The organism is Halococcoides cellulosivorans, from assembly GCF_003058365.1.
Taxonomy (GTDB): Archaea; Halobacteriota; Halobacteria; order Halobacteriales; family Haloarculaceae; genus Halococcoides; species Halococcoides cellulosivorans.
Genome location: NZ_CP028858.1, coordinates 2,419,655 through 2,438,324 on the forward strand (window position 1 = coordinate 2,419,655; position 18,670 = coordinate 2,438,324).

Sequence of the window (18,670 nt, forward strand, 5' to 3'; positions counted from 1 at the left end):
AACAGTTGACGACCAGTGGTAGTGAGGAGCTACCAGCGGGCGGGTGAGTGTACAATACCGGCAGTAACAGGACTCTACCAGCACGATGGAGGGGGCCCCCACCGATGGCCCGCTCACCGAACGGTCGGGGGCTCGGCCGCGGCAGGGGCACTACAGGCCGCCCGTATCGGTTCGGCCGGACGCTCGATCGTCGGGGCCGATTCGCCCGCGATCGCCTGCCGGTAGATTCGCCGGTGGTCGTCAGCGACGCGGTCGAAGCTGTGTGCGTGGGTGTACCGACGGCAGTTCTCGGCCAGCGCGGCCCGGCGGGCCGGCGAGTCGAGGAGGTCTCGGACCCGATCGGCCAGCGCGTCGTGATCGTCGATGGGCGCGGTCTCGACGGTGCCCCAGCGCCGCTCCATCCGCTCGAAGTACGCCACGTCGCTCCCGAGGATCGGCACGTGGTGAGCGACCGCCCAGTTGAACGTCCCGCTCTGGCTCACGACCCGATATGGGAGGACGGCGAGGTCGGCGGCGGCGAGCGCGAGTGCGAACCGCTGTTCGGAGAGCACACCTGTCATCGTCAGGTTCGGGCCGGCCTGCTCGCGGACCGACGCCGCGAACGCTTCTTCCTCGCCCGCCGAGCGCGCGCCGCCGGCGATCAGAAACTCGACCTCGGGGCGGCGCTCGGCGACGGCAGCGAAGACGTCGTGGCCTTTCGGCCGGCGAACGAATCCCGGGATGACGACGACGTGGTCGTCGGGGTCGTACCCGAAGGCGGCTTTCGCGCTCGCGGCGTCGGCGTCCGAGGCCGCCTGGGTGTTGACGCCGTGAGGGAGGACCGTCGATCGCTCGACGGGGACGTGCGCCCGGAACTCCTCGGCACAGTCCGTCGAGAGGAAGATCAACTGGTCGGCCACGAGCGCGAACAGTTCGTGCATCACATAGAGGTGCGCGCGGACGCGTCGCGGGGCCTCGGTGGCCGACGGGACGAGCACCGAGTGCATCGTCACCACGACGCTCACGCCGCGAAGTCGCGCGAGCACGGCGAGCAGCGGGACGACGATCAGCCCCATCACGCCGGGATACGGCGATCCCGACCGGCGAAACAGGCCGTACTCGTGCTGGAGATGGACGACGTCGTCCGCGGAGCGGACCGAACGGACGGCCAGAGCGACCATCGCGGGCAGCGTGCGGCGGTCTTGATCGACGTGGACGGGCCGCGTCTCGACGCGGTCGAACCCCTCGCGGAGGTGTCGTGCGTACGTCCCGATGCCACAGGAGCCGTCCCCTGGCGTCGCCACCATCGTCACGCTCAGGGCGTCGGCTCCCGACGCGCCGGAATCGGTGGTCGAATCTGTCACGCCGGGAGGCGGGGGCGGGACAGTTTGGTAATAGAGCGCGTACCGCTACCGATCGCCCGCGGGAACGCGGATCCACGCCAGCGGCCCGGCGTAGGCGGTGTATACCCTTTGAACGACGGCGTCCCGACCTCGTATGGACGAGACGCACGGCCCGGTCACCCTCGAAGACGGCGACTGGCGGGAAGCGTTCGACCGACTCGATCGGCGTGGCGGCGGCGTCATCCGCGTGCCCGCCGGCCGGCACGACTGCGAGCCAGTCCGGATCGATCTGGCGGCGTACGACCTCTCGAACGACGTCGCGATCCGCGGGGCGGGCCTGGGCGCGAGCGTCCTGGAGTTCGGAGTGGGGCCCGGCGACGGCTTCTCGCTGGTCGATTCCAGCGGCGCGGACGTCTTCTACACCGAGATCACCGACGTCGGCTTTCGCGGTTCGCGCGAGGGCGTCCTCGTCCGGATCGGGCGTGACGACTTCGGTGACGCGTTCAACAGCTGTCGATTCCGGTTCGCGACGAACAACGGGGCGCCCGACGCGACCGCGGCCTGTCGGCTCAACTACGTGCTGAACAGCGACCACTACGGTGTCCACAACGCACAGAGCGGCGTCGCCCTCGACTGTGGGCACGTTCAGTTCGGCGGCCTCCGTGGGTCGGTCAGCAGTCGCGAGGGCACCTCGTTGCGCCTGCGATCGTACTCGTTTGCGAACGCCATCGACTACCTCGACGTCGAGGCGTGTGCCGACGGCGTCCACATTACCGGCGCGGACTGTCAGTGCAACCGGTTCGGGACGCTCTACGGCGCGAACGTCCACGGAACGCTGTTCGAACAGGACGCCGCAGTTGCGACGCGCATCGAAACCGCGTTCGTGGGCGACGCGGTCGATCGGATCGCCACGACCACCGCCGGAACGGTCTCGGTCGGCCTCTCGAACGTGCCGCAGGGAACGTTCCAGCGACCGGCCAGTCCGGAGCAGGGCCTCGCCGATCGATCGTAACGGCAAAAATCAGTCGTCCGGATCGCTCACAGCACCGCCGGGAGGCGGTCGAGACTGTCGATTTCGTAATCTGGCGGGGCCGTATCGCCGGGGACCGCGAGGTCCTCGAACCGCCCGCGGCGCAGGCGAACGGTCGTCATACCCAACTCGTTGGGCACGGGCACGTCGACCCGTGGATCGTCACCGACGAACACGACCCGATCCGGCGGGACGGCCAGATCCATCAGTGCGACCTCGAAGGGACGAGCGTCGCATTTGGTGGCGTCGATCGCCGGCGCGACGACGACCGATTCGAACGTGTCCGCCAGGCCGAGGCGGTGGAGTTTGCGATGGCCGCCGCGGCCGTCGGTCACCACGCCGAGACGGTAGTCCTCCGCGAGGTCGGCCAGCACCGACACGGTCTCGGGATACGGCGACAGCGCGGTGTCGGCGTCGTGGTAGGCCTCGACACACTCGGAGAGGAGTTCGGGCGAGAGGTCGTGGTCGTCGAGCAGGCGGTCGAACGTCCCCGACGTGATCGACTCCTCGAAGTAGAGCCGTTCGAGTTCGTCGGCATAGTCCTCGCCGGTGAGTTCGGCCAGTCGGTCGGCAGCGGCGCGCAGGCCCGCCCGCGCGTAGGCGTGATAGTCGTACAGCGTGTCGTCCAGGTCGAAACAGACGGCCGTGACCGACGACTGGGTCGGCGACCGCGCCGATTTCACGCCCATTGTCGTGGCCCCGTCGGTTCGTCCTCGACGTGGTACGTCTCGCCGTCGGGCGTGCGGAACACCTCGTTCCAGTAGCGGTTCATCGTCGTCCCCCACTGGACGTCGATCTCGGGGATCGACTCGCCGAGGGCGTGTTTCAAGCCGAGATACGGCATGTTCGCGCCCGCACCGACACACATGATGATCGTCCCCGCGACGCGGGGGTTGATCTCGATGAGCTTCGGCGCGCCGCTCGCGTCGCGTTTGAACTGGAGGTTGATGTTGTAGCGCAAGCCGAGTTCCCGGCAGATCGCGCCAGCCTCCTCGATGAGCTGTTCGTCGCGTTCGACGGTGCCACGGAAGGAGATGCCCGCGCGCGTCTTCGCTCGCGTTCGCGGGACGACCGGGCCGGTTTCGGCGCCCATCGCGAGCGCGTCGACGCTGTACTCCTCGCCGGGGAGATACTCCATGACGACGAGTTCGGGGAACTCCTCGGCCTCGGCCAGTACCGGCTGAATCTCTTCGAGGGTCGTCCGGGCCGCCCCCGGTTTCTCGTCGAGCAGTTGTGTCGCGCGATCGGCGTCCTCTTCGAGTATGCGCACGCCGCGCATCCCGCTGCCGACGACGGGTTTGAAACAGACCGGTCGGTCGGGATAGCCGAGCGCCTCGACGGCCGCCTCGAACGACGACACGTCGTCGACGCGATGGAAGGCGGGCGCGGAAGCGAACCCACGTTCGTCGAGGAAGCCGTACAGCGCGGCCTTGTCGTTCGCGATGGCGAGCGGCCCGGCCTCCGAGACCATCACCGTGGCGGGGATGTCCGCCCGCCGCGTCGCCAGCGGCTGGAGTTCGTCGGTCGTCAGCGGCAAGACCACGTCGGCGTCGACCTCGTTCACCAGTTCGGCGATCCGGTCGACGAACGCGTCGTCGGTGCCCGCCGGCACCTCGTAGTGTTCGTCGAGCAAGGCGAACCCGTAGGCCTCGGGGTCCATGTCGACGCCGACGATCTCGACGTCGCGTTCGGTCGTCGAGTGGAGGCTCCGGATCATCCCCCACGCGCCCGGCGCGCCGGCGCCGGTCATCAGGACGGTCACGGTGTCGCTGCCAGATCGGGTCTGTTTGGGTGTATCACTCATAGTTACGAATCGCTCGGGTCCGCAGTGGTCAGTCGTCCGGTGCCGTTGCCGCTGGGTGGCGTCGTCGCGGCGCTGTCGTCCGTGTCGACGCCGTCACCGCGATCGGCCGCGTCGACGCCATCGTCGTCGCTCCGCTCGTCGATGGACTCGGCGTCGTCCGCCGTGTCCGCGTCTGGCGCATCGCCGGCCTCGGCGTCGGCCCCCGTCTCGATCGCGGGGTCCTCTGCGGCCGGATCCAGGTGAGCCTCCAGATCGCGGTTGTCGCGTCGGTCGCGTTCGCCCGCGTACAACACCGTGAGCGCGCCGGCGAACAGTCCGACCAGCCACGAGCCGATCGACTTCCGGCGGCCGAGCGCGGCGAGTGTACCCAGCGTCCCGACGCCGAGTGCGAGTCCGCCCAGGGCATAGAGCGGGGCGAGCGGGTCGTACCGTTCGAGGAGGTACTTCTCTTTGAGTCGCCAGAGGAACGCCGAGAGCAGCATGGCGGACACCCGGGGGATGTACTCGCGGTAGTCGATGTGGCTCTTCCAGCCGTCCTGGTAGGCGAACGTCGACGATCGCGGGACGTCGGCGATCGTGACGCCCGCGACGTTGAGCCGAACGAGCAGGTCGTTGCAGTAGCCGTAGTACTCGTACATGCCCTCGATGTCGGTCGCGCGCAGGGCCGCGAGCGAGATGGCCGTGTAGCCGTTCTGGGAGTCCATCGACCCCCAGTAGCCGCTCGCGATCTTCGTGAGATAGGAGAGCACGACGTTGCCGATCAGGCGAAAGCGAGGCATCGCCGCGCGATCCTCCGGGCGGGCGAAGCGGTTGCCCTTGGTGTAGTCCGCGACGCCGTCGACGATCGGGTCGATATACCGGGTGAGTTCGGCCGGGTCCATCTGATCGTCGCCGCCGAGGACGACCGTCACGTCCATCTCGTCGTCGCGCGCCCGCTGGTAGCCCGTCTTGATCGCGCCGCCCACGCCGCGATTCTCGTCGTGGCGAATCCCCACGACCAACTCCTCGAAGTGGCCGTCGTGGGCCGCGTTTCGCTCGGCGGCGTGCGACTGGATCTCCGCCCAGGTGTCGTCGGTCGAGCCGTCGTCGATCACGTACGCCCGGTCGACGAACTCTGGGAGCCCGTCGATGACGTTGCCGACGAACCCCGACTCGTTGTACGCCGGGACGACCGCCGCGACGGTGTGGTCTCTATACATTGTCGATCTCCGCGGGCTCGGCCCGGCGCGACGACTCCGCCGTCGTCTCGTCGGACTGGGCCGCAGTGGAGTCTGCCTCGGGGCGGTGGGCCACCGATCCGGTCTCGGCGTGGGCCGGCGGCGTGTCGCCGGCGTCACGGGTCGTCGGAGCGTCGTCGCGCTCGACGGTCGTCGCCGGTGGGTCGTCGGCGCCCGGGTCCTCGGGGTCGATCGCGACCAGCGGCTGAAGCCCGTCGACGTCGTCGACGATCGACGCGATGTGCGGTGTGATCGCCGCCGGGTCGGCCCGGTCGCTGTCGAGGACGATCGTCATGTCGACGCCGTCGTCCAGGGCCCGAAGATACCCCGTCTCGATGCCCGTGCCAGTCTCGCGGGCGCGCGGCACGGCGACGACGCGATCGGTGCCCCGATCCGCCTGGCTCGCCTCCGCGACGAGCCGACAGATGGCCGTCCAGTCCGACTCCCGCGTCCCGTTGTCGACGACGTACGCACGATTCACCATCGCGGGCAGGCGCCGGATCGTCCTGGCGACGGCACTCGGATCGCTGGCGGGGATCACCGCAGCGATCGTCCGAGAGCTCTCCGTGCTCACGTCTCGTAGGCCCCCTCGATGAACTCCAGCTCGGCCTTCCGTTTGCTGTGACGACACGAATCGTCGATGGCCCCCTCGATGCGGGCCTCGAAGTCGGCGTCGGCCTCGCCCCAGAGTCCGGGGTGGACGAGGACCTGCGTGTCCGCCTCGACGGCGTCGACCGTCGGTGGCCCGTCTCGCCAGCGCTGTTTGGAGTCGGCGACGTAGTTCATCTCCGAGAAGAACTCCGGCGCGTAGGCGTTCCGGAACCCCTCGAACTCGCGGTCGAGCACCCACGACGGCGGGACGTGAAAGGAGACCGTCTCGGGGTGAGAGGCCGTGATCGAGTCGAGAATCGCCTGTTCGGCCTCTACGCGCTCGACCAGGGTGTCGGTGTCGAGTCGTTCGTCCGGCCCCCAGTACTCGTGGGTGCTGAAGTGGAGGGCGATCTCGTGGCCGAGCGCCTCGATCGTCCGGATGCGGTCGCGGTGTTCGAGTTCCAGCGGGTTGTACAGTGCCGACGTGAGCAAGAAACAGTACGTGGACTGAATCCCGCGGTCGGCTTCGATACGCGCCATCGTCAGGGCCTTCTCGATCGAGAGGTCGACGTCGTGACGAAGCACGACGCCGTCGCCGTCGTCGGAGAGCCGACGAACGGCGATCCCCTCCTCGTCGAGGTGATCCAGGAACCCCCGATACCAGTCGTACGTGAACGCGACGGTGTCGAGCGATCGGTCTGTCTGTCGATCCATCACACGAGTCGAACACCCGAAATCTGCATTGTAATGGGGAGCCTACCGCCGTCGGACCGGGCGGGATCACCGCCGATCGAGGCCGGCGAGTCGGGATCGAACGACCGCCAGGCCAGGCGCGCCGTCGAGGACCCAGACGGCCAGCGTCGCCGCCCCCAGAACGGCGGGCACGCCGAGCGTTCCCACCGGCTCCGCGACGGCCGCCTCACCGAACCGCCGGAGGTAGACGATCCCGCGGGTCAGGCCGTACTCGGTCTCGTAGCCCGTCGGCGTGACCAGCGGCCAGCCCACACGCGTCGGGTCCGGGCCACGTCCGGTGCGAAAGGCGGCGACGTCGGCCAGCAGGTGCGACCAGAGGCCGACGACGGCCGCGACCGCGAGGCGACGCCGGAGGAGTGCGATCAGCGCGACTGTGGCGACGAGCGCGACGATCGCACCGTGGCCGACGGCGTAGCCGGTCGGAAACCAGCCCAGCCCCCAGGACAGTGGCTTGTCGATCAGATCGGGAGCCTGGGTGGCGAGGATGGCGACGACGGCTTCACCGGCGGTCGGTGGCCGCCGACCGAGCGCACGGAGCGCCAGCGACCAGGCGAGATAGCCGACGGCGGCGTGCTCCCAGGGCCACATCAGCGTCCACTCACTGGAGTTGTGGCAGCGCCTCGCGAACGGTCGAGACGATCCGGTCGGCGTCGTCGGCGCTGACCCCGGGGTGGACCGGCAGGCTGAGCACCTCCTCGGCCGCCCGCTCGGCCACCGGCACGTCCGCCGAATAGCCGTCGTAGGCCGCCAGATCGGGGATCGTCTGGGGGTAGTACACCGCCGAGCCGATGCCTGCCGCGTCGAGCTGGTCGGCCAGGCGGTCGCGGTCCTCGGTCCGGATCGTGTACTGGTGGTAGGCGTGGCGTCGGCCGTCGGGTTCGATCGGCGTCTGCACGCCCGCGTCGGCGAGCCCCGAACTGAGCCGGGCGGCCGTCTCGCGGCGCGCCGCGACCCAGTCGGGCAGGGCTTCGAGTTGGACCCGGCCGATCGCAGCGGCCATGCTCGTCAGGCGGAGGTTGTGGCCGACGCGCTCGTGACTGTACGGGGAGTCCTCGCTCGCGCGGCCGTGATTGATGAAACTCGCGGCCCGGTCGGCGACGCGCTCCCGGTCGGTCAACACGATGCCGCCCTCGCCGGTCGTCATGTTCTTCGTCGGGTAAAACGAGAAGGCCGCCGCGTCACCGAACGAGCCGACCGGTTGGCCGTCGACGCGTGCGCCGTGGGCCTGGGCAGCGTCCTCGACGAGTGCGACCCCCTCGCTCTCGGCGATATCGGACAGCGCCCGGACGTCGGCGGGGAGTCCGTACAGGTGCACCGCGAGGATGGCGTCGGCGTCGTGCTCGCGGACGGCCTGCCGGGTCGCCTCGGGATCGAGCGCGAACGTCTCGGGGTCGATGTCCGCGAAGATCGGTTCGGCACCGACCAGGCGGATCGCGTTCGCGCTCGCGACGAAACTGAACGGGGTGGTGACGACCCGGTCGCCTTCACCGATGTCGAGCGCTTCGAGCGCGGCGACCAGCGCGGCCGTCCCGTTGGCGGTCGCGACGCCGTGGTCGGCCCCGCTATAGGCGGCGAACTCCTCTTCGAACCGCCGGACTTCGGGGCCGTCCGCGACCATCCCGCTCTCCATGATCTCGACGACGGCGTCGCGTTCGGCCGGCCCGAAGCGCGGATCGGCGATCGAGATCACAGCTGATTCCCCCCGTCGAGCGGGCCGAACAGTTGCTCGTGGTCGGCGGGGACGCCGACCGCGAGGTGGTTCGGCGGCACGTCCTGGGTGACGACCGCGCCCGCCGCGACAAAGGAGCCCTCACCGACGGTGACGCCCGGGAGGATCGTCGCGTTCGCGCCGATCGAGACGTCGTCCTGGAGGGTGGGGCCCTCCAGATCGTCGTCGGTCCGCACCGGATAGTGGTCGTTGGTCAACACCGCGTGCGGACCCAGAAAGACACGATCGCCGATCGTCGACGCTTCCGGCACGTAGACGCCGGTCTGAATGCTCACGTCCGACCCGACGTCCACCCGCCCGTCGAGCACCGACTGTGAGCCGAGCAAGACGTCGTCACCGATCGTGGTGTGCTCGCGGACGAGTGCGTCGTGACCGGTCGTAAAGTCCGCGCCGATCTCCGTGTCACAGTACACCGTCGTTCCCTCGCGGATCGTCGCGCCCGGCCCGATCACCGCTGGGTCGACGTCGGTGTCGTACTCGTAGCCGATGGTCGCGCCGGGATCGACCTGGACCTGCCCGTCGAGTTCGGCACTGGTCATTGCGTCCTCCGTCCGTCAATCGGGCGCGCGCTCGCACGCCCCGTGATTCGTTCGTTCATGGTCAACAGCACCGGCGACCGGCCAGAACGGCCGACAGCGCCAGTGTCGATCCAGGCTACGCCGAACGGAGGCATTGTTAGGCGGTGGTTTCGAGCGGGCCGAGACGGTCCCGGACCGATCCGGTCGACACCGCTCGCCACTCCGGGGCGATCGAGTCGCCACTCACCACTCCGGGGCGATCGCCTGCGCCGCACTGGCGAGCGCGGCGGTCTCCCGTCTGGAGCCCTCGCGGTAGTCGAGTCGGCGGCGAGCGCGATCGCAGAGGTCGGGATGGGTGGGCGCGAGGTCGTCGCGCTCGTTGGGGTCGTGGGCCCACTCGAACAGCGATCGGCCCTCCTCGCGCTCGACGTAGGCGAACCGACGACCCCGGACGCACGCGTTCGTGCCACACTCGCTGGTCGCGGTCACGGCGGGTGCGGTGTGGGCACGCGGATCGGCGGAGTCGTCGGCGACCGACAGCGCCATCGCGGGGATCCGATCGAGCGAGATCGGCTCGGCCACGCGCTCGGCGGGGCCCGCGACCACCAGCGGCACGTGGACGTTCTCCGTGTAACACGCCCGGTGGTGGTGGCCGTAGTTGCCGTGCTCGCCGAACGATTCGCCGTGATCGGCGTGGAGGACGATCTGGGCGTCACCGTCGCGGAGGTGATCGACGAACGCGTCGACCGATCGGACGGTGTCGCGATAGCTGCGCTGGACGCTCGCCCGCGCCGCCGGTGTGAGCCCCTCGCTCGGCCCGCGCATGGCGGCCTCCGAGCGGATCGCACTCGTGAGGCTGCCGACCAACGTCTGCTCCTCGCGGTGGGCCTTCGAGGGCAAAAACGGGTAGTGCGTGTCCATCAGAAACACCCACAGGAAATAGGGCTCGGGCAGGTCCCGGCGCAGACGGTCGATCTCGTCGACGTAGTCGCCCCACGAGGAGAAAAACGATCCGCCGGTGAGGCCGTCGAGGGCGAGCTGGACGGGTTTGCTCGACGCGTCGATGCCGGGCGCGCGACGGGCGGCGCGATGCAGCCAGTCGTCCGACCGCTCGCCGACGAGATCGACGAACGTCTCGAACCCGCGGTCGAACCCGCTCGCCGTCGAAGCCCACGGGTTCGGGCTCACGCCCGCCGTCGCGTACCCCCGCGCGGCGAACCGCTCGGCGAGCGTCGGATACCGATCGAGGTGCGATTCGATCGCCGCCATCCGGCGCTCCCAGTGCTCCTCGCCCGGATACGCGTCGAGCGGGCCGGTCGGCCGGCGGTGGCCGGTGACGACCGCCGGCATCGACGAGAACGTCTGTGGCCCGGGCGCGATCGCGCGCTCGTAGACGGTCGATTCGGCGGCGAGCGCGTCCATCGCGGGCGTCAACCCGCGATCGTCGCCGAGAAACCCGCAGTGATCGGCCCGGAGGCTGTCGATCGAGACGCAGACGACGTTCGGGCGGGCGTCGCTCACGGGGACCGCCTCCCGAGCGCGACTGGGTGCGCCGAACCGCGTGAACAGAGTCTCATCCGTCTGGCCGACGGTCGCGCGTGGCTTGGTTACTGGCCGGCAACTCCGAGCGATGGGCGCTCGCCGTCGCGAGTGAATCGCCGCTGATCGGCGCTCAGAGCGCGACATCGGCGGTAGTCGTCGCGTAACGAAGCGTGTCGGCCGCCACAGACCGCCCACGTCGATGCACGTCCTCAATCTGGTCACGAACGACGAGGCCCAGTTCTTCACGGGCCAGCGCGACGCGCTCGCCCGGCGTGGCGTCACGAGTGACACCGTCGCGGTCCCCGGCGAGCGAACGGGCAGCGACGGGCGATCGGTCCTCGATTACCTCCGCTTCTATCCGCGCGTCCTCCGGGCGAGCCGTAGGGAGTACGATCTCGTGCACGCGAACTACGGGCTGACCGGCCCAGCGGCGCTCGCTCAGCCGATCCGCCCGGTCGTGCTCAGCCTGTGGGGGTCGGACCTCCACGGGTGGGTGGGGCGGCTGAGTCGGGCGTGTGCCCGGCGGGCCGACGCGGTCGTCGTGATGAGCGACGCGATGGCCGCCGACGTCGGGACCGACGCGTTCGTCGTCCCCCACGGCGTCGACCGGGCGACGTTCCGGCCCATGCCCCGTGAGCCAGCGCGACGCGCCGTGGGCTGGCCGGCCGACGCCGCGAACGTCCTCTTTCCCTATTCGCCGGAGCGGCCGGTCAAAGACTTCCCGCGCGCCCAGCGCATCGTCGAACGGGCCCGCCGCGAGGCCGACCGGCCGATCGACCTCCAGACGATCGACGGGGTCCCCCACGACCGCATGCCACTGTACTACAACGCCGCCGACGCCCTGTTGATCACCTCGACGCACGAGGGCTCGCCAAACAGCGTCAAAGAGGCGCTGTCGTGTGCGCTCCCGGTCGTCGCGACCGACGTCGGTGACGTCCGCGAGCGGGTGGCGGGCGTGACGCCCTCGACGGTGGCGGATTCCGACGACGCGCTCGTCGCGGGCCTGCTCGAAGCGATCGACGCCGGGCGATCGAACGGTCGAGCGGCGATCGGGGACCTCGGACGCGACCGGATGGCCGCCGAGTTGGAAGCGATCTATCGTCGCGTCTGTTGAGCGACGGGCCGGTCCGTCCAGAGACGATCGGTCCAGGGACGCACGGCTGGGCCGGATCGCGGGACGCCGGCGGGATCGCTGATCGAGCGCGCGGCAGTACGCGAGCCATAACAATTCCGGGCGTCCCCGTAGCCCGGACCAGTGACACCGAACTGCCCCACGCACACGTCTCGAACGCTGCATCGCCGCCGAACCGCACGCGATCGGTCGGCCCATGAGTGACTCGAACCGGTCGGTCTGGTCGGGCGTCCGCCTCGATCGGTCGGTCGCGTGGATCGCGATCGTCGCCGCGATCGCGCTGCTCGGACTGCGAATGCTCGCCGCGCAGGTCCTGCTCGTCGTCATCCCGGTGGCGGCCGCCGGCGGGAGCCTACTCTATCTCGCGACCCGCTCCGGCCACGCGTCGGCGGTCGAGTGGCGCTCGCTCGCGGAGCGCCCCGCACTCACGATCCCGACACTCCCGGCGTCGATCACCGGCTTTCTACCCGCCGTGGCCGCCCTCGCGCTGACGGGGTTCGTCCTCTCGACACATCTGGCCGGCGTTCGGACGGATCTGAGCACGCTGCTCGTCGCCGCGGCCGGAACGGTCGTCCTGGTGCAGATCCTGTTCACCGACCGGATCGCCCCGGGCGTGATCCTCGTCGAGATCCTCGCGGTCGCGCTCGTCGTCCGCCTGGTGACGCTGGCCGTGACGCCCGGCTACATCGGCGTCGACATCTGGACGCACGCGACGGTCTATATCGCCGGCATCGCCGAGTCGGGGTCGCTCGCCCCGCTCGCAGAGAGCAAGTACCTCCTCGCGCCCGTCTACCACGGGCTGGGCGCCGTCGGCGCGCTCGCCGTCGACAGTCCGCGCGCGGGGATCTACCTCACCGTCGGACTGGTCGTCCCGCTGTCGCTCGTTTTCGTCTACGGGACCGCGACCCACCTGGTCGCGACGCGGTGGGCGCTGCTCGCGACCGCGCTGGTCGCCTTCGCGGATCAGTTCGTCCGGTGGGGGCTGCATCTCATCCCGACGAGTCTCGGCCTGGTCGGCGTCCTCGCCGTCTTGTACGCGCTCACGCGCGTCATCGACGACGGGCCCGCTCCCTGGGCGGTCGGGCTGGCGCTGGTGGCCGCGCTCGCCGTCGTCTTCGTCCACCAGGTGTCGACGGCGGTCGTGCTCGTGATCCTCGCGGTCGCGGCCGGCGTCGTCACGCTGACGTGGGCGACCGGGCAGAGTGACGGGAAGACGGCACTCGCGCTCCTGGGGGTGTTCCTCGTGACCAGCGCGACGACGCTGGTCGCGTGGGCGCAAGCCCCGTTCGGCGGCGAGACGTTTCTCTGGCGCGAACTCGCGGTCCTCGAATCGGTCCTGATCGATCAGGCCGGCTTTCTCGCGCTCGCCAGCACCCAGGAGGCGGTCCTCGGCGGCGCCACGTCGGGCGAGACGACGATCGCCGCGCTCGTCCCGTACGTCGAACAGTTCGGGTTCGCACTGTTGCTCGCCGGCGCAGTCACCGGCGGGTTGGCGCTGCTGGAGGGCGATCGGCCGACCGATCTCGCGCTGACGCATCTGTCGATCGGCGGGGCCCTCTTCGTGATCGTCTTCGGGCTCTCCTTGTTCGGCGTGCGCGCACTGCTGCCCGGGCGGTGGCTGGCCCCGCTGTATGCCGCGCTCGCCGTCCTCGCCGTGATCGGCGTCGGCGCGATCGCCCGGTCTCGGTCGCGGCGGGTCGTCCTCGCCGCGCTCGTCGTGCTCGCGGTCGGCTATCCCGCGTCGATGGCCGTCGCCGAGAAGGCCACCATGGAGAACCCGACCTTCGAGGACACCCACAAGCGGTTCGCCTACACGCACGCCGAGATCGCCGCCGTGGATTCGATTTCGGCCGCCCACCCGCCCGGCGATCGAGCGATCGCGACCGACCACCCCTACGCGTCGCTGTTCAGACGCTACGGCGGCTACGAGACCGACGCCCGGATCGTCGGGTTGGGTGCGGGCGGGCCCGACGCCGACTGGGTGGTCTACCGCACCGAGCAGTCGACCGGCCCGGTCACGTTCGATCGGTCCGCGACGGCCCCGCTCGACACGCTGCCCCCGAACGTCGAGGGGACGGTCTGTCCGCCGTCGTACAACACCGGCTACGCCAACGACGAAGTCCGTCTCTGTACGGCGTCGGGAGGTGACCGATGACCGATCGGAGCGGCGGGCGGCCGTGGGGCCTGCTCGTCGTCCTCGTCGGCACGCTGCTCGCGAGCGCGGCACTGCTCGCGCCGGGCGTCCCCCGACCGATCGAGTGGGTGGCGGCGGTGGGACTGCTGGTGGTCTTCCCCGGCGCGGCGCTGGTCGCCGCGTTCGTGCCGGCACGCGGACCCGACGACCAGCCGGGGACGGCGCTGCGCGTCGGCCTGACGGTCGGCGGGAGCGCGCTCGTCGTCGGCGTCGTCGGGGCGGGCCTGGCCGCCGTCGAGGTGCTCACGCTGACGACCGCCGTCGTCGCGCTGGCGGCGATCGTCACCCTCGGGACGCTCGTCGGGGCCGTCCGCTGGCGTCGATCGGGGCTCGCTATCCTCGACTGGCCGGCCTCGCGCGCCGACGTCCACGATCGGCTCGGCCTGTCGACACTCCAGACCGTCGTGCTCGCCGTTGCGGCGCTCGCGCTCCTCGGAACGCTCGGCGTCGCCGCGATGCCCGCGTCCGGTGGGTCGTACTCGGAGGTCTCGCTGCTCGACACCGACGAGCGCCTGCTCGGCCCGGGCGCGCTCGCCGTCGACGGATCGACGACGCTCCTCGTCCGGATCGACAACCACGAGGGCCACACCGTCACCTACCACGTCGTCGGGCAGCGCCAGCGCGTCGGCCCGGACGGTGCGGTGGGTGACCCCCAGGAGATCGATCGCTTCGAGGTCTCGATCGACGACGACACGGTCGCGCTCGCGGAGCGGCCGATCGACGCACCCGCCGAGCGCTCGCAGTTGCGCTACCTGGTCTACGAGGGATCGGTCCCCGCAGAGCCCGACGCGTCGAATGCCGACCTGGTCGTCCGCCAGACCCTGGAGGGAGCGGCGTGAGCGATCACTCGCCGGCGGCCGATCGGCACGCGCTCGCGACCGACGACGACCCGATCGACGGAAGCGACATCGGGCGCGCGCTGGTGACCGGCGGCGCGGGCTTCGTCGGCCACCACCTCGTCGACGCGCTCGACGCTGTCACCGACGTGTGCGTGCTCGACGATCTCTCCACGGGATCGCTCGCGCGTGTCCCGGACGGCGTCGAGACCCACGTCGGTGACGTCCGCGATCCCGACACGCTCGGGGCGGCGACCGCCGACGTCGACGTGATCTTCCATCAGGCGGCCCGGATCAGCGTCGAGCGGTCGATCGAAGAGCCCATCGACACCGAGAGCGTCAACGTCGAAGGCACGCTCGCCGTCCTCGACGCGGCCCGGCGGGCCGACGCCCGCGTCGTGTTCGCCTCCAGCGCGGCGATCTACGGCGACCCCGAGACCGTCCCCGTCCCCGAGTCCGCCCCCCAGCGGCCCGCCTCACCCTACGGCGTCAGCAAATCGGCGGCCGATCGGTACGTCCGGCTGTACGAGGAGCTCTACGGGCTCCCGACGGTGTCACTCCGCTATTTCAACGCCTACGGGCCCGGCGCGTCGGCGGGCGTCGTCCGGGCGTTTCAGGAGCGCGTGCGGCGTGGCGAACCGTTGATCGTCGAGGGCGACGGCGGCCAGACCCGCGATTTCGTCCACGTGCGCGACGTCGTCCGGGCGAATTTGCAGGCCGCGACGACCGACGCGGTCGGCGCGGCGTTCAACGTCGGGACCGGAGAGCGCGTGACGATCGAAGCACTCGCCGAGCGCGTCCAGGCGGCCAACGGCGTCGATCGGCCGGTGGAGTTCGTCGAGGCCCGCGACGGCGACGTGCGACACAGTTGTGCGGACGTCAGTGCTGCGCGCGAAGCGTTGGGCTTCGAGGCCCAGATCGAGCTCGACGAGGGGTTGCGGCGGCTTGCCGGTGCGGAGCGGCCGGCGGCAGAGTCGCGACAGGACTGACGTCCGTCTCGGCATCTCCTCGACACCCTCCCACACTGTGACGATTTGGGTGGTGTCCCACACACAGGTCTGCCGATCGTCGATTGAGTTGAGTAATGGGCCAAGCGACGCCCCAGTAATCAATTCGATCTGGGACAGATTGACTGACTCGGGTGTATCGCGGCCAGTATTCAATCCCGACTCACGAGTCCGTCTCTGTTATGTGTATACCTGCTATTCTTTCATCAGGATATAGATGGAAATTCCCAGACCAAAAATCTGGAGAAGAATTGAGACAAGTTCGATAAGCAGAATCATATTTTGTTCTTTCGTTCTATTCGTACATTTATGGATTGGCTCATGAGTGTTCGAGCCAGAGCCATATTGTTTTACCATATCAGAAACCGCAGTAATAAATGGTAGAGCACTTCCTGCGGGTCTTTCCCGCATATCACAAATTAGAATATTGGCGCGATTTTGTGATACACTCATATAACACATTAATATACCCAGACATAAAAAAGTTTCGATATACACATTGTTTTGAGTTATTGAGTCTATCTGTGGAGAAATAGAAACAAGAACGTATTTAAATATTTGATTTCGGAGCGTAGACGGTCGAAAGCGTGAGCGGGTAAAACGCCCCGTATTCTCCCCCAACGTCAGGATGCGCGCCACTTGTGACCACACTCGACGCAGGTGAACAGCCGCACCTCGTACGCGCCGCCCGGTTTGGGCATCATCGCGGAGGTGGCCCGCTCGCTGTCACAGTCCGGGGCCGGGCAGGACGCTTCGACCGTCTCGCTGGTCTCCTCGGTCGTGTCGGCCACATCGGGCGCTCCGTCGTCGGTCTGTCCCTCCCGGGTCGCCATCTCGGCCTCGGCCTCAGAGTCCCGCGGCGTCTCGTGCTCACAGGACCGACACACCCACGTGTCCTCCTCTGTGTGCATGATCGACCCGCACTCGTCACAGAACTGCATGTGCTGTCCGCATACTGGATTGTCGGGTTTATGTGTTCATGTCCAGTGCGTCGTGGCCCTGGCCCCTGTCGTGCGTGAGTCCGCGTCATCGACTGGTCCACCGGCACCGTTCGATCGGGGCCACGGCAGGTCCACCACGGGCGTACGGTCAAGCCGAACGGCGCGGTCACTGAACGCCAGAACGACCGCTGGATGGCTCTCGCGTTCGACTCGCCCGGTTCGTACGGTAGTGTTCAGATGCGAACCTGACTCTGGTGAGACGACCTTGAAAGCCCTCGTCAGTTCCTGTCCCGCGACTCTCACGGGTCGCTCCGCTCGCGGTTTCACCGCTCGCAATCGAGACGCTCACTCCGTTCGCGTCTCGCAACGCTCCCCGTTCGAGCGGACGTGGCCTCGCTTTGCTCGGCCACGCACTCGCTGCGCGCTTCGGGCGCTACGCGCCCTGCAGTGCTTGCTTCGTCGGGGTTTCCGGAACTGACTCGCCCTTTCGGTCCACCAGGATATAGCTCATTTGCCGCGTGAAGGAGTTCTTTGGACGGTACTTGTCTGAAAAGCGCCCGAAAATGACAGAGACAGAGGTTTATGGATGAGGACGCCTGATACTGTACCATAATGCCGTGGAATGCTCTAACAGACAGGATTCTCACTGGAAGTAAGCGTAAGAAAATATTGGAGGTTGAGAATCAATCCGAGTACGACCAGTGGGTTTCCGAACTCTTCTCCGAAATAGGGGTATTCGTAAAGCGAGTAAATGACCTTGATCTGAGCCAGGCAGAAGACCGGGCCCAATTCGACAATTTTGCTGAAAAGTTTTCTGACCGGCTCCTTGAATTGCGGAAGCGTAGTGAATCGTCATCTGCTCCTACTGAGACGTTGATACAGTTGGAAGAGTTGGTCGAAAAGATTGACGAAACTTCTTCGCAGATGGCATTCACGAGCGTGTATTGCGGCGATGACCCATTTGAGAAGGCGAGGCTGGAGAAGAAAAGGAAAGAGCGCGAAGGGGAGAATACGGAGAGGGCGCGCGAGAAACGTGATGCGCTTGCAGATGAGATTCAAGAACTTATTACGACCTTTGAAGGCACCGGATCTTGAGACGTAGGTAATTTTTGTATGGTCTGGAGCAACCGGTGATTGTTCGGATAGTACCGATGTTGGGTGTCAAGACTAACAATGGAAAGCGGAGAGATCGTATTTCTTCTATCAAGTCACCGCGGCCAAGTAGTTATATAAATTATTTCTGATGTTTATAAAATACTCTAATTGACACTACTTAAAACGAAACGATACATATGACGAATAGTTGGCCACCCGATATCGTCGTTTTCTACCAGTAGTGACGTCTTGAGAGCAGTATAGAAAATAACCGCGAACAGTCCAATAGCAAGTGTCGGCATTGCCCATGGACTTAGCGACACTTCGAAAATTCCATCAGTCATCTCAAGCGTGCTCATCCAATCAAGAATATAGAAAGCGATGAAAGATCCCCCAACAAAGACCGCGAATGTAGTCAACCGATTTATTTCAATCACAGTTTCCTTCCTTGAATGGGTTTTTCCTGATATTTCACTTGCTAAAGCGTCCGTGACAGGCCACCTTGACTCAGGGCGATTCAGCCAGTAGATCTTTGTCTGTTTTCCCGCCTTTGTATCCAATAGCGCTCCTATTTCAACAAGTTCATTGAGTCGTTGACGGGCTGCTTCATCGCTAAGGTCAGTTATATCGGCCACAGCTGATTTGCTCAGAAACGGTTTGTTTGCCTGCACGAAGCACCGGAGTATTGCTTCATCTAGTACAGTTACCTCGGAAGGATCGTTTAGGATATCCCGATCAATGAAATCCGGAAGTTCAGATCCAGTCATGGCTCGTTGGATGGTTTAGTCCAGGGTTCCCTTGAATATCGCCATGATTTATCGGATGGCAACTAGCAATTGGTGGTCGCCAACTGGCCATTCAACAGGTCGTATAATATCCGTAAGCAGGAATGATAGCCCGTGTTCCGAGAAATCAGCGATCGGGCCAAATACATCCTACCTGGGGCAGGAGAAGCATCG

The 18,670-nt window shown here is 67.2% G+C and carries 19 protein-coding genes; 6 read left to right on the plus strand and 13 right to left on the minus strand.

The genetic code is table 11. From position 1 onward, the window contains the following. Positions 1-113: 113 nt before the first annotated feature. Positions 114-1,343 carry a glycosyltransferase family 4 protein gene (locus HARCEL1_RS11825; protein WP_108383793.1) on the minus strand — a complete coding sequence of 410 codons (1,230 nt, stop codon included), beginning with the start codon at positions 1,341-1,343 and terminating at the stop codon, positions 114-116. Between the two features lie 133 nt (positions 1,344-1,476). On the opposite strand from HARCEL1_RS11825, the gene HARCEL1_RS11830 reads away from it, so the two are divergent. Beyond that, entirely contained in the window at positions 1,477-2,334 is an 858-nt protein-coding gene (locus tag HARCEL1_RS11830; protein ID WP_108383794.1) for a hypothetical protein, read from the plus strand. A gap of 26 nt (positions 2,335-2,360) precedes the next feature. Here HARCEL1_RS11830 and HARCEL1_RS11835 read toward each other — a convergent pair whose 3' ends face one another. The 9 genes from HARCEL1_RS11835 to HARCEL1_RS11875 form a co-directional block, all read right to left on the minus strand. Further along, positions 2,361-3,041: an HAD family hydrolase gene (locus HARCEL1_RS11835; RefSeq protein WP_108383795.1), complete on the minus strand. Its 681-nt coding sequence runs from the start codon at positions 3,039-3,041 to the stop codon at positions 2,361-2,363. Continuing rightward, on the minus strand, positions 3,032-4,156 hold the full coding sequence (locus HARCEL1_RS11840; RefSeq protein ID WP_108383796.1) for an ATP-grasp domain-containing protein: 1,125 nt from the start codon (positions 4,154-4,156) through the stop codon (positions 3,032-3,034). The genes HARCEL1_RS11835 and HARCEL1_RS11840 overlap by 10 nt, the downstream gene beginning before the upstream one ends. A gap of 2 nt (positions 4,157-4,158) precedes the next feature. Beyond that, positions 4,159-5,355, minus strand: a complete 1,197-nt coding sequence (locus HARCEL1_RS11845; protein ID WP_108383797.1) for a glycosyltransferase family 2 protein — start codon at positions 5,353-5,355, stop codon at positions 4,159-4,161. Next, complete coding sequence (locus tag HARCEL1_RS11850; RefSeq protein WP_108383798.1) at positions 5,348-5,947, minus strand: hypothetical protein; 600 nt, start codon at positions 5,945-5,947, stop codon at positions 5,348-5,350. Before HARCEL1_RS11850 ends, HARCEL1_RS11845 begins: the two co-directional genes overlap by 8 nt. After that, the gene (locus HARCEL1_RS11855; RefSeq protein WP_108383799.1) at positions 5,944-6,678 is read right to left on the minus strand and encodes a polysaccharide deacetylase family protein; all 735 of its coding nucleotides are present in this window, start codon (positions 6,676-6,678) and stop codon (positions 5,944-5,946) included. Before HARCEL1_RS11855 ends, HARCEL1_RS11850 begins: the two co-directional genes overlap by 4 nt. A gap of 66 nt (positions 6,679-6,744) precedes the next feature. After that, on the minus strand, positions 6,745-7,305 hold the full coding sequence (locus HARCEL1_RS11860) for a metal-dependent hydrolase (protein ID WP_108383800.1): 561 nt from the start codon (positions 7,303-7,305) through the stop codon (positions 6,745-6,747). Positions 7,306-7,315: 10 nt separating this feature from the next. Continuing rightward, positions 7,316-8,407, minus strand: coding sequence for a DegT/DnrJ/EryC1/StrS family aminotransferase (locus HARCEL1_RS11865; RefSeq protein WP_108383801.1), 1,092 nt, complete (start codon positions 8,405-8,407; stop codon positions 7,316-7,318). Further along, complete coding sequence (locus HARCEL1_RS11870; protein ID WP_108383802.1) at positions 8,404-8,985, minus strand: acyltransferase; 582 nt, start codon at positions 8,983-8,985, stop codon at positions 8,404-8,406. Before HARCEL1_RS11870 ends, HARCEL1_RS11865 begins: the two co-directional genes overlap by 4 nt. Before the next feature lie 222 nt (positions 8,986-9,207). Beyond that, entirely contained in the window at positions 9,208-10,485 is a 1,278-nt protein-coding gene (locus HARCEL1_RS11875) for a sulfatase (RefSeq protein WP_159077136.1), read from the minus strand. Between the two features lie 163 nt (positions 10,486-10,648). On the opposite strand from HARCEL1_RS11875, the gene HARCEL1_RS11880 reads away from it, so the two are divergent. The 4 genes from HARCEL1_RS11880 to HARCEL1_RS11895 all read left to right on the plus strand — a co-directional run bounded on the left by HARCEL1_RS11880 (position 10,649) and on the right by HARCEL1_RS11895 (position 15,657). Then, positions 10,649-11,620, plus strand: a complete 972-nt coding sequence (locus HARCEL1_RS11880) for a glycosyltransferase (protein WP_325047909.1) — start codon at positions 10,649-10,651, stop codon at positions 11,618-11,620. Positions 11,621-11,834: 214 nt separating this feature from the next. Further along, positions 11,835-13,793, plus strand: coding sequence for a hypothetical protein (locus HARCEL1_RS11885; protein WP_108383805.1), 1,959 nt, complete (start codon positions 11,835-11,837; stop codon positions 13,791-13,793). After that, positions 13,790-14,671: a DUF1616 domain-containing protein gene (locus HARCEL1_RS11890; RefSeq protein WP_108383806.1), complete on the plus strand. Its 882-nt coding sequence runs from the start codon at positions 13,790-13,792 to the stop codon at positions 14,669-14,671. The genes HARCEL1_RS11885 and HARCEL1_RS11890 overlap by 4 nt, the downstream gene beginning before the upstream one ends. Further along, a complete protein-coding gene (locus tag HARCEL1_RS11895) occupies positions 14,668-15,657 on the plus strand; it encodes an NAD-dependent epimerase/dehydratase family protein (protein WP_394337423.1) in 990 nt (329 codons plus the stop codon). Before HARCEL1_RS11890 ends, HARCEL1_RS11895 begins: the two co-directional genes overlap by 4 nt. Positions 15,658-15,870: 213 nt before the next feature. On the opposite strand, the gene HARCEL1_RS13500 is transcribed toward HARCEL1_RS11895, so the two are convergent. Both HARCEL1_RS13500 and HARCEL1_RS11900 read right to left on the minus strand, forming a co-directional pair. Next, positions 15,871-16,128: a hypothetical protein gene (locus HARCEL1_RS13500; protein ID WP_159077137.1), complete on the minus strand. Its 258-nt coding sequence runs from the start codon at positions 16,126-16,128 to the stop codon at positions 15,871-15,873. 170 nt (positions 16,129-16,298) lie between these two features. Next, positions 16,299-16,616 carry an RPA12/RPB9/RPC11 RNA polymerase family protein gene (locus HARCEL1_RS11900; RefSeq protein WP_108383807.1) on the minus strand — a complete coding sequence of 106 codons (318 nt, stop codon included), beginning with the start codon at positions 16,614-16,616 and terminating at the stop codon, positions 16,299-16,301. A 612-nt stretch (positions 16,617-17,228) separates the two neighbouring features. Here HARCEL1_RS11900 and HARCEL1_RS11905 point away from each other — a divergent pair. After that, complete coding sequence (locus HARCEL1_RS11905) at positions 17,229-17,711, plus strand: hypothetical protein (protein ID WP_108383808.1); 483 nt, start codon at positions 17,229-17,231, stop codon at positions 17,709-17,711. Positions 17,712-17,875: 164 nt separating this feature from the next. On the opposite strand, the gene HARCEL1_RS11910 is transcribed toward HARCEL1_RS11905, so the two are convergent. Next, positions 17,876-18,478, minus strand: coding sequence for a hypothetical protein (locus HARCEL1_RS11910; protein WP_108383809.1), 603 nt, complete (start codon positions 18,476-18,478; stop codon positions 17,876-17,878). Positions 18,479-18,670: the final 192 nt, after the last annotated feature.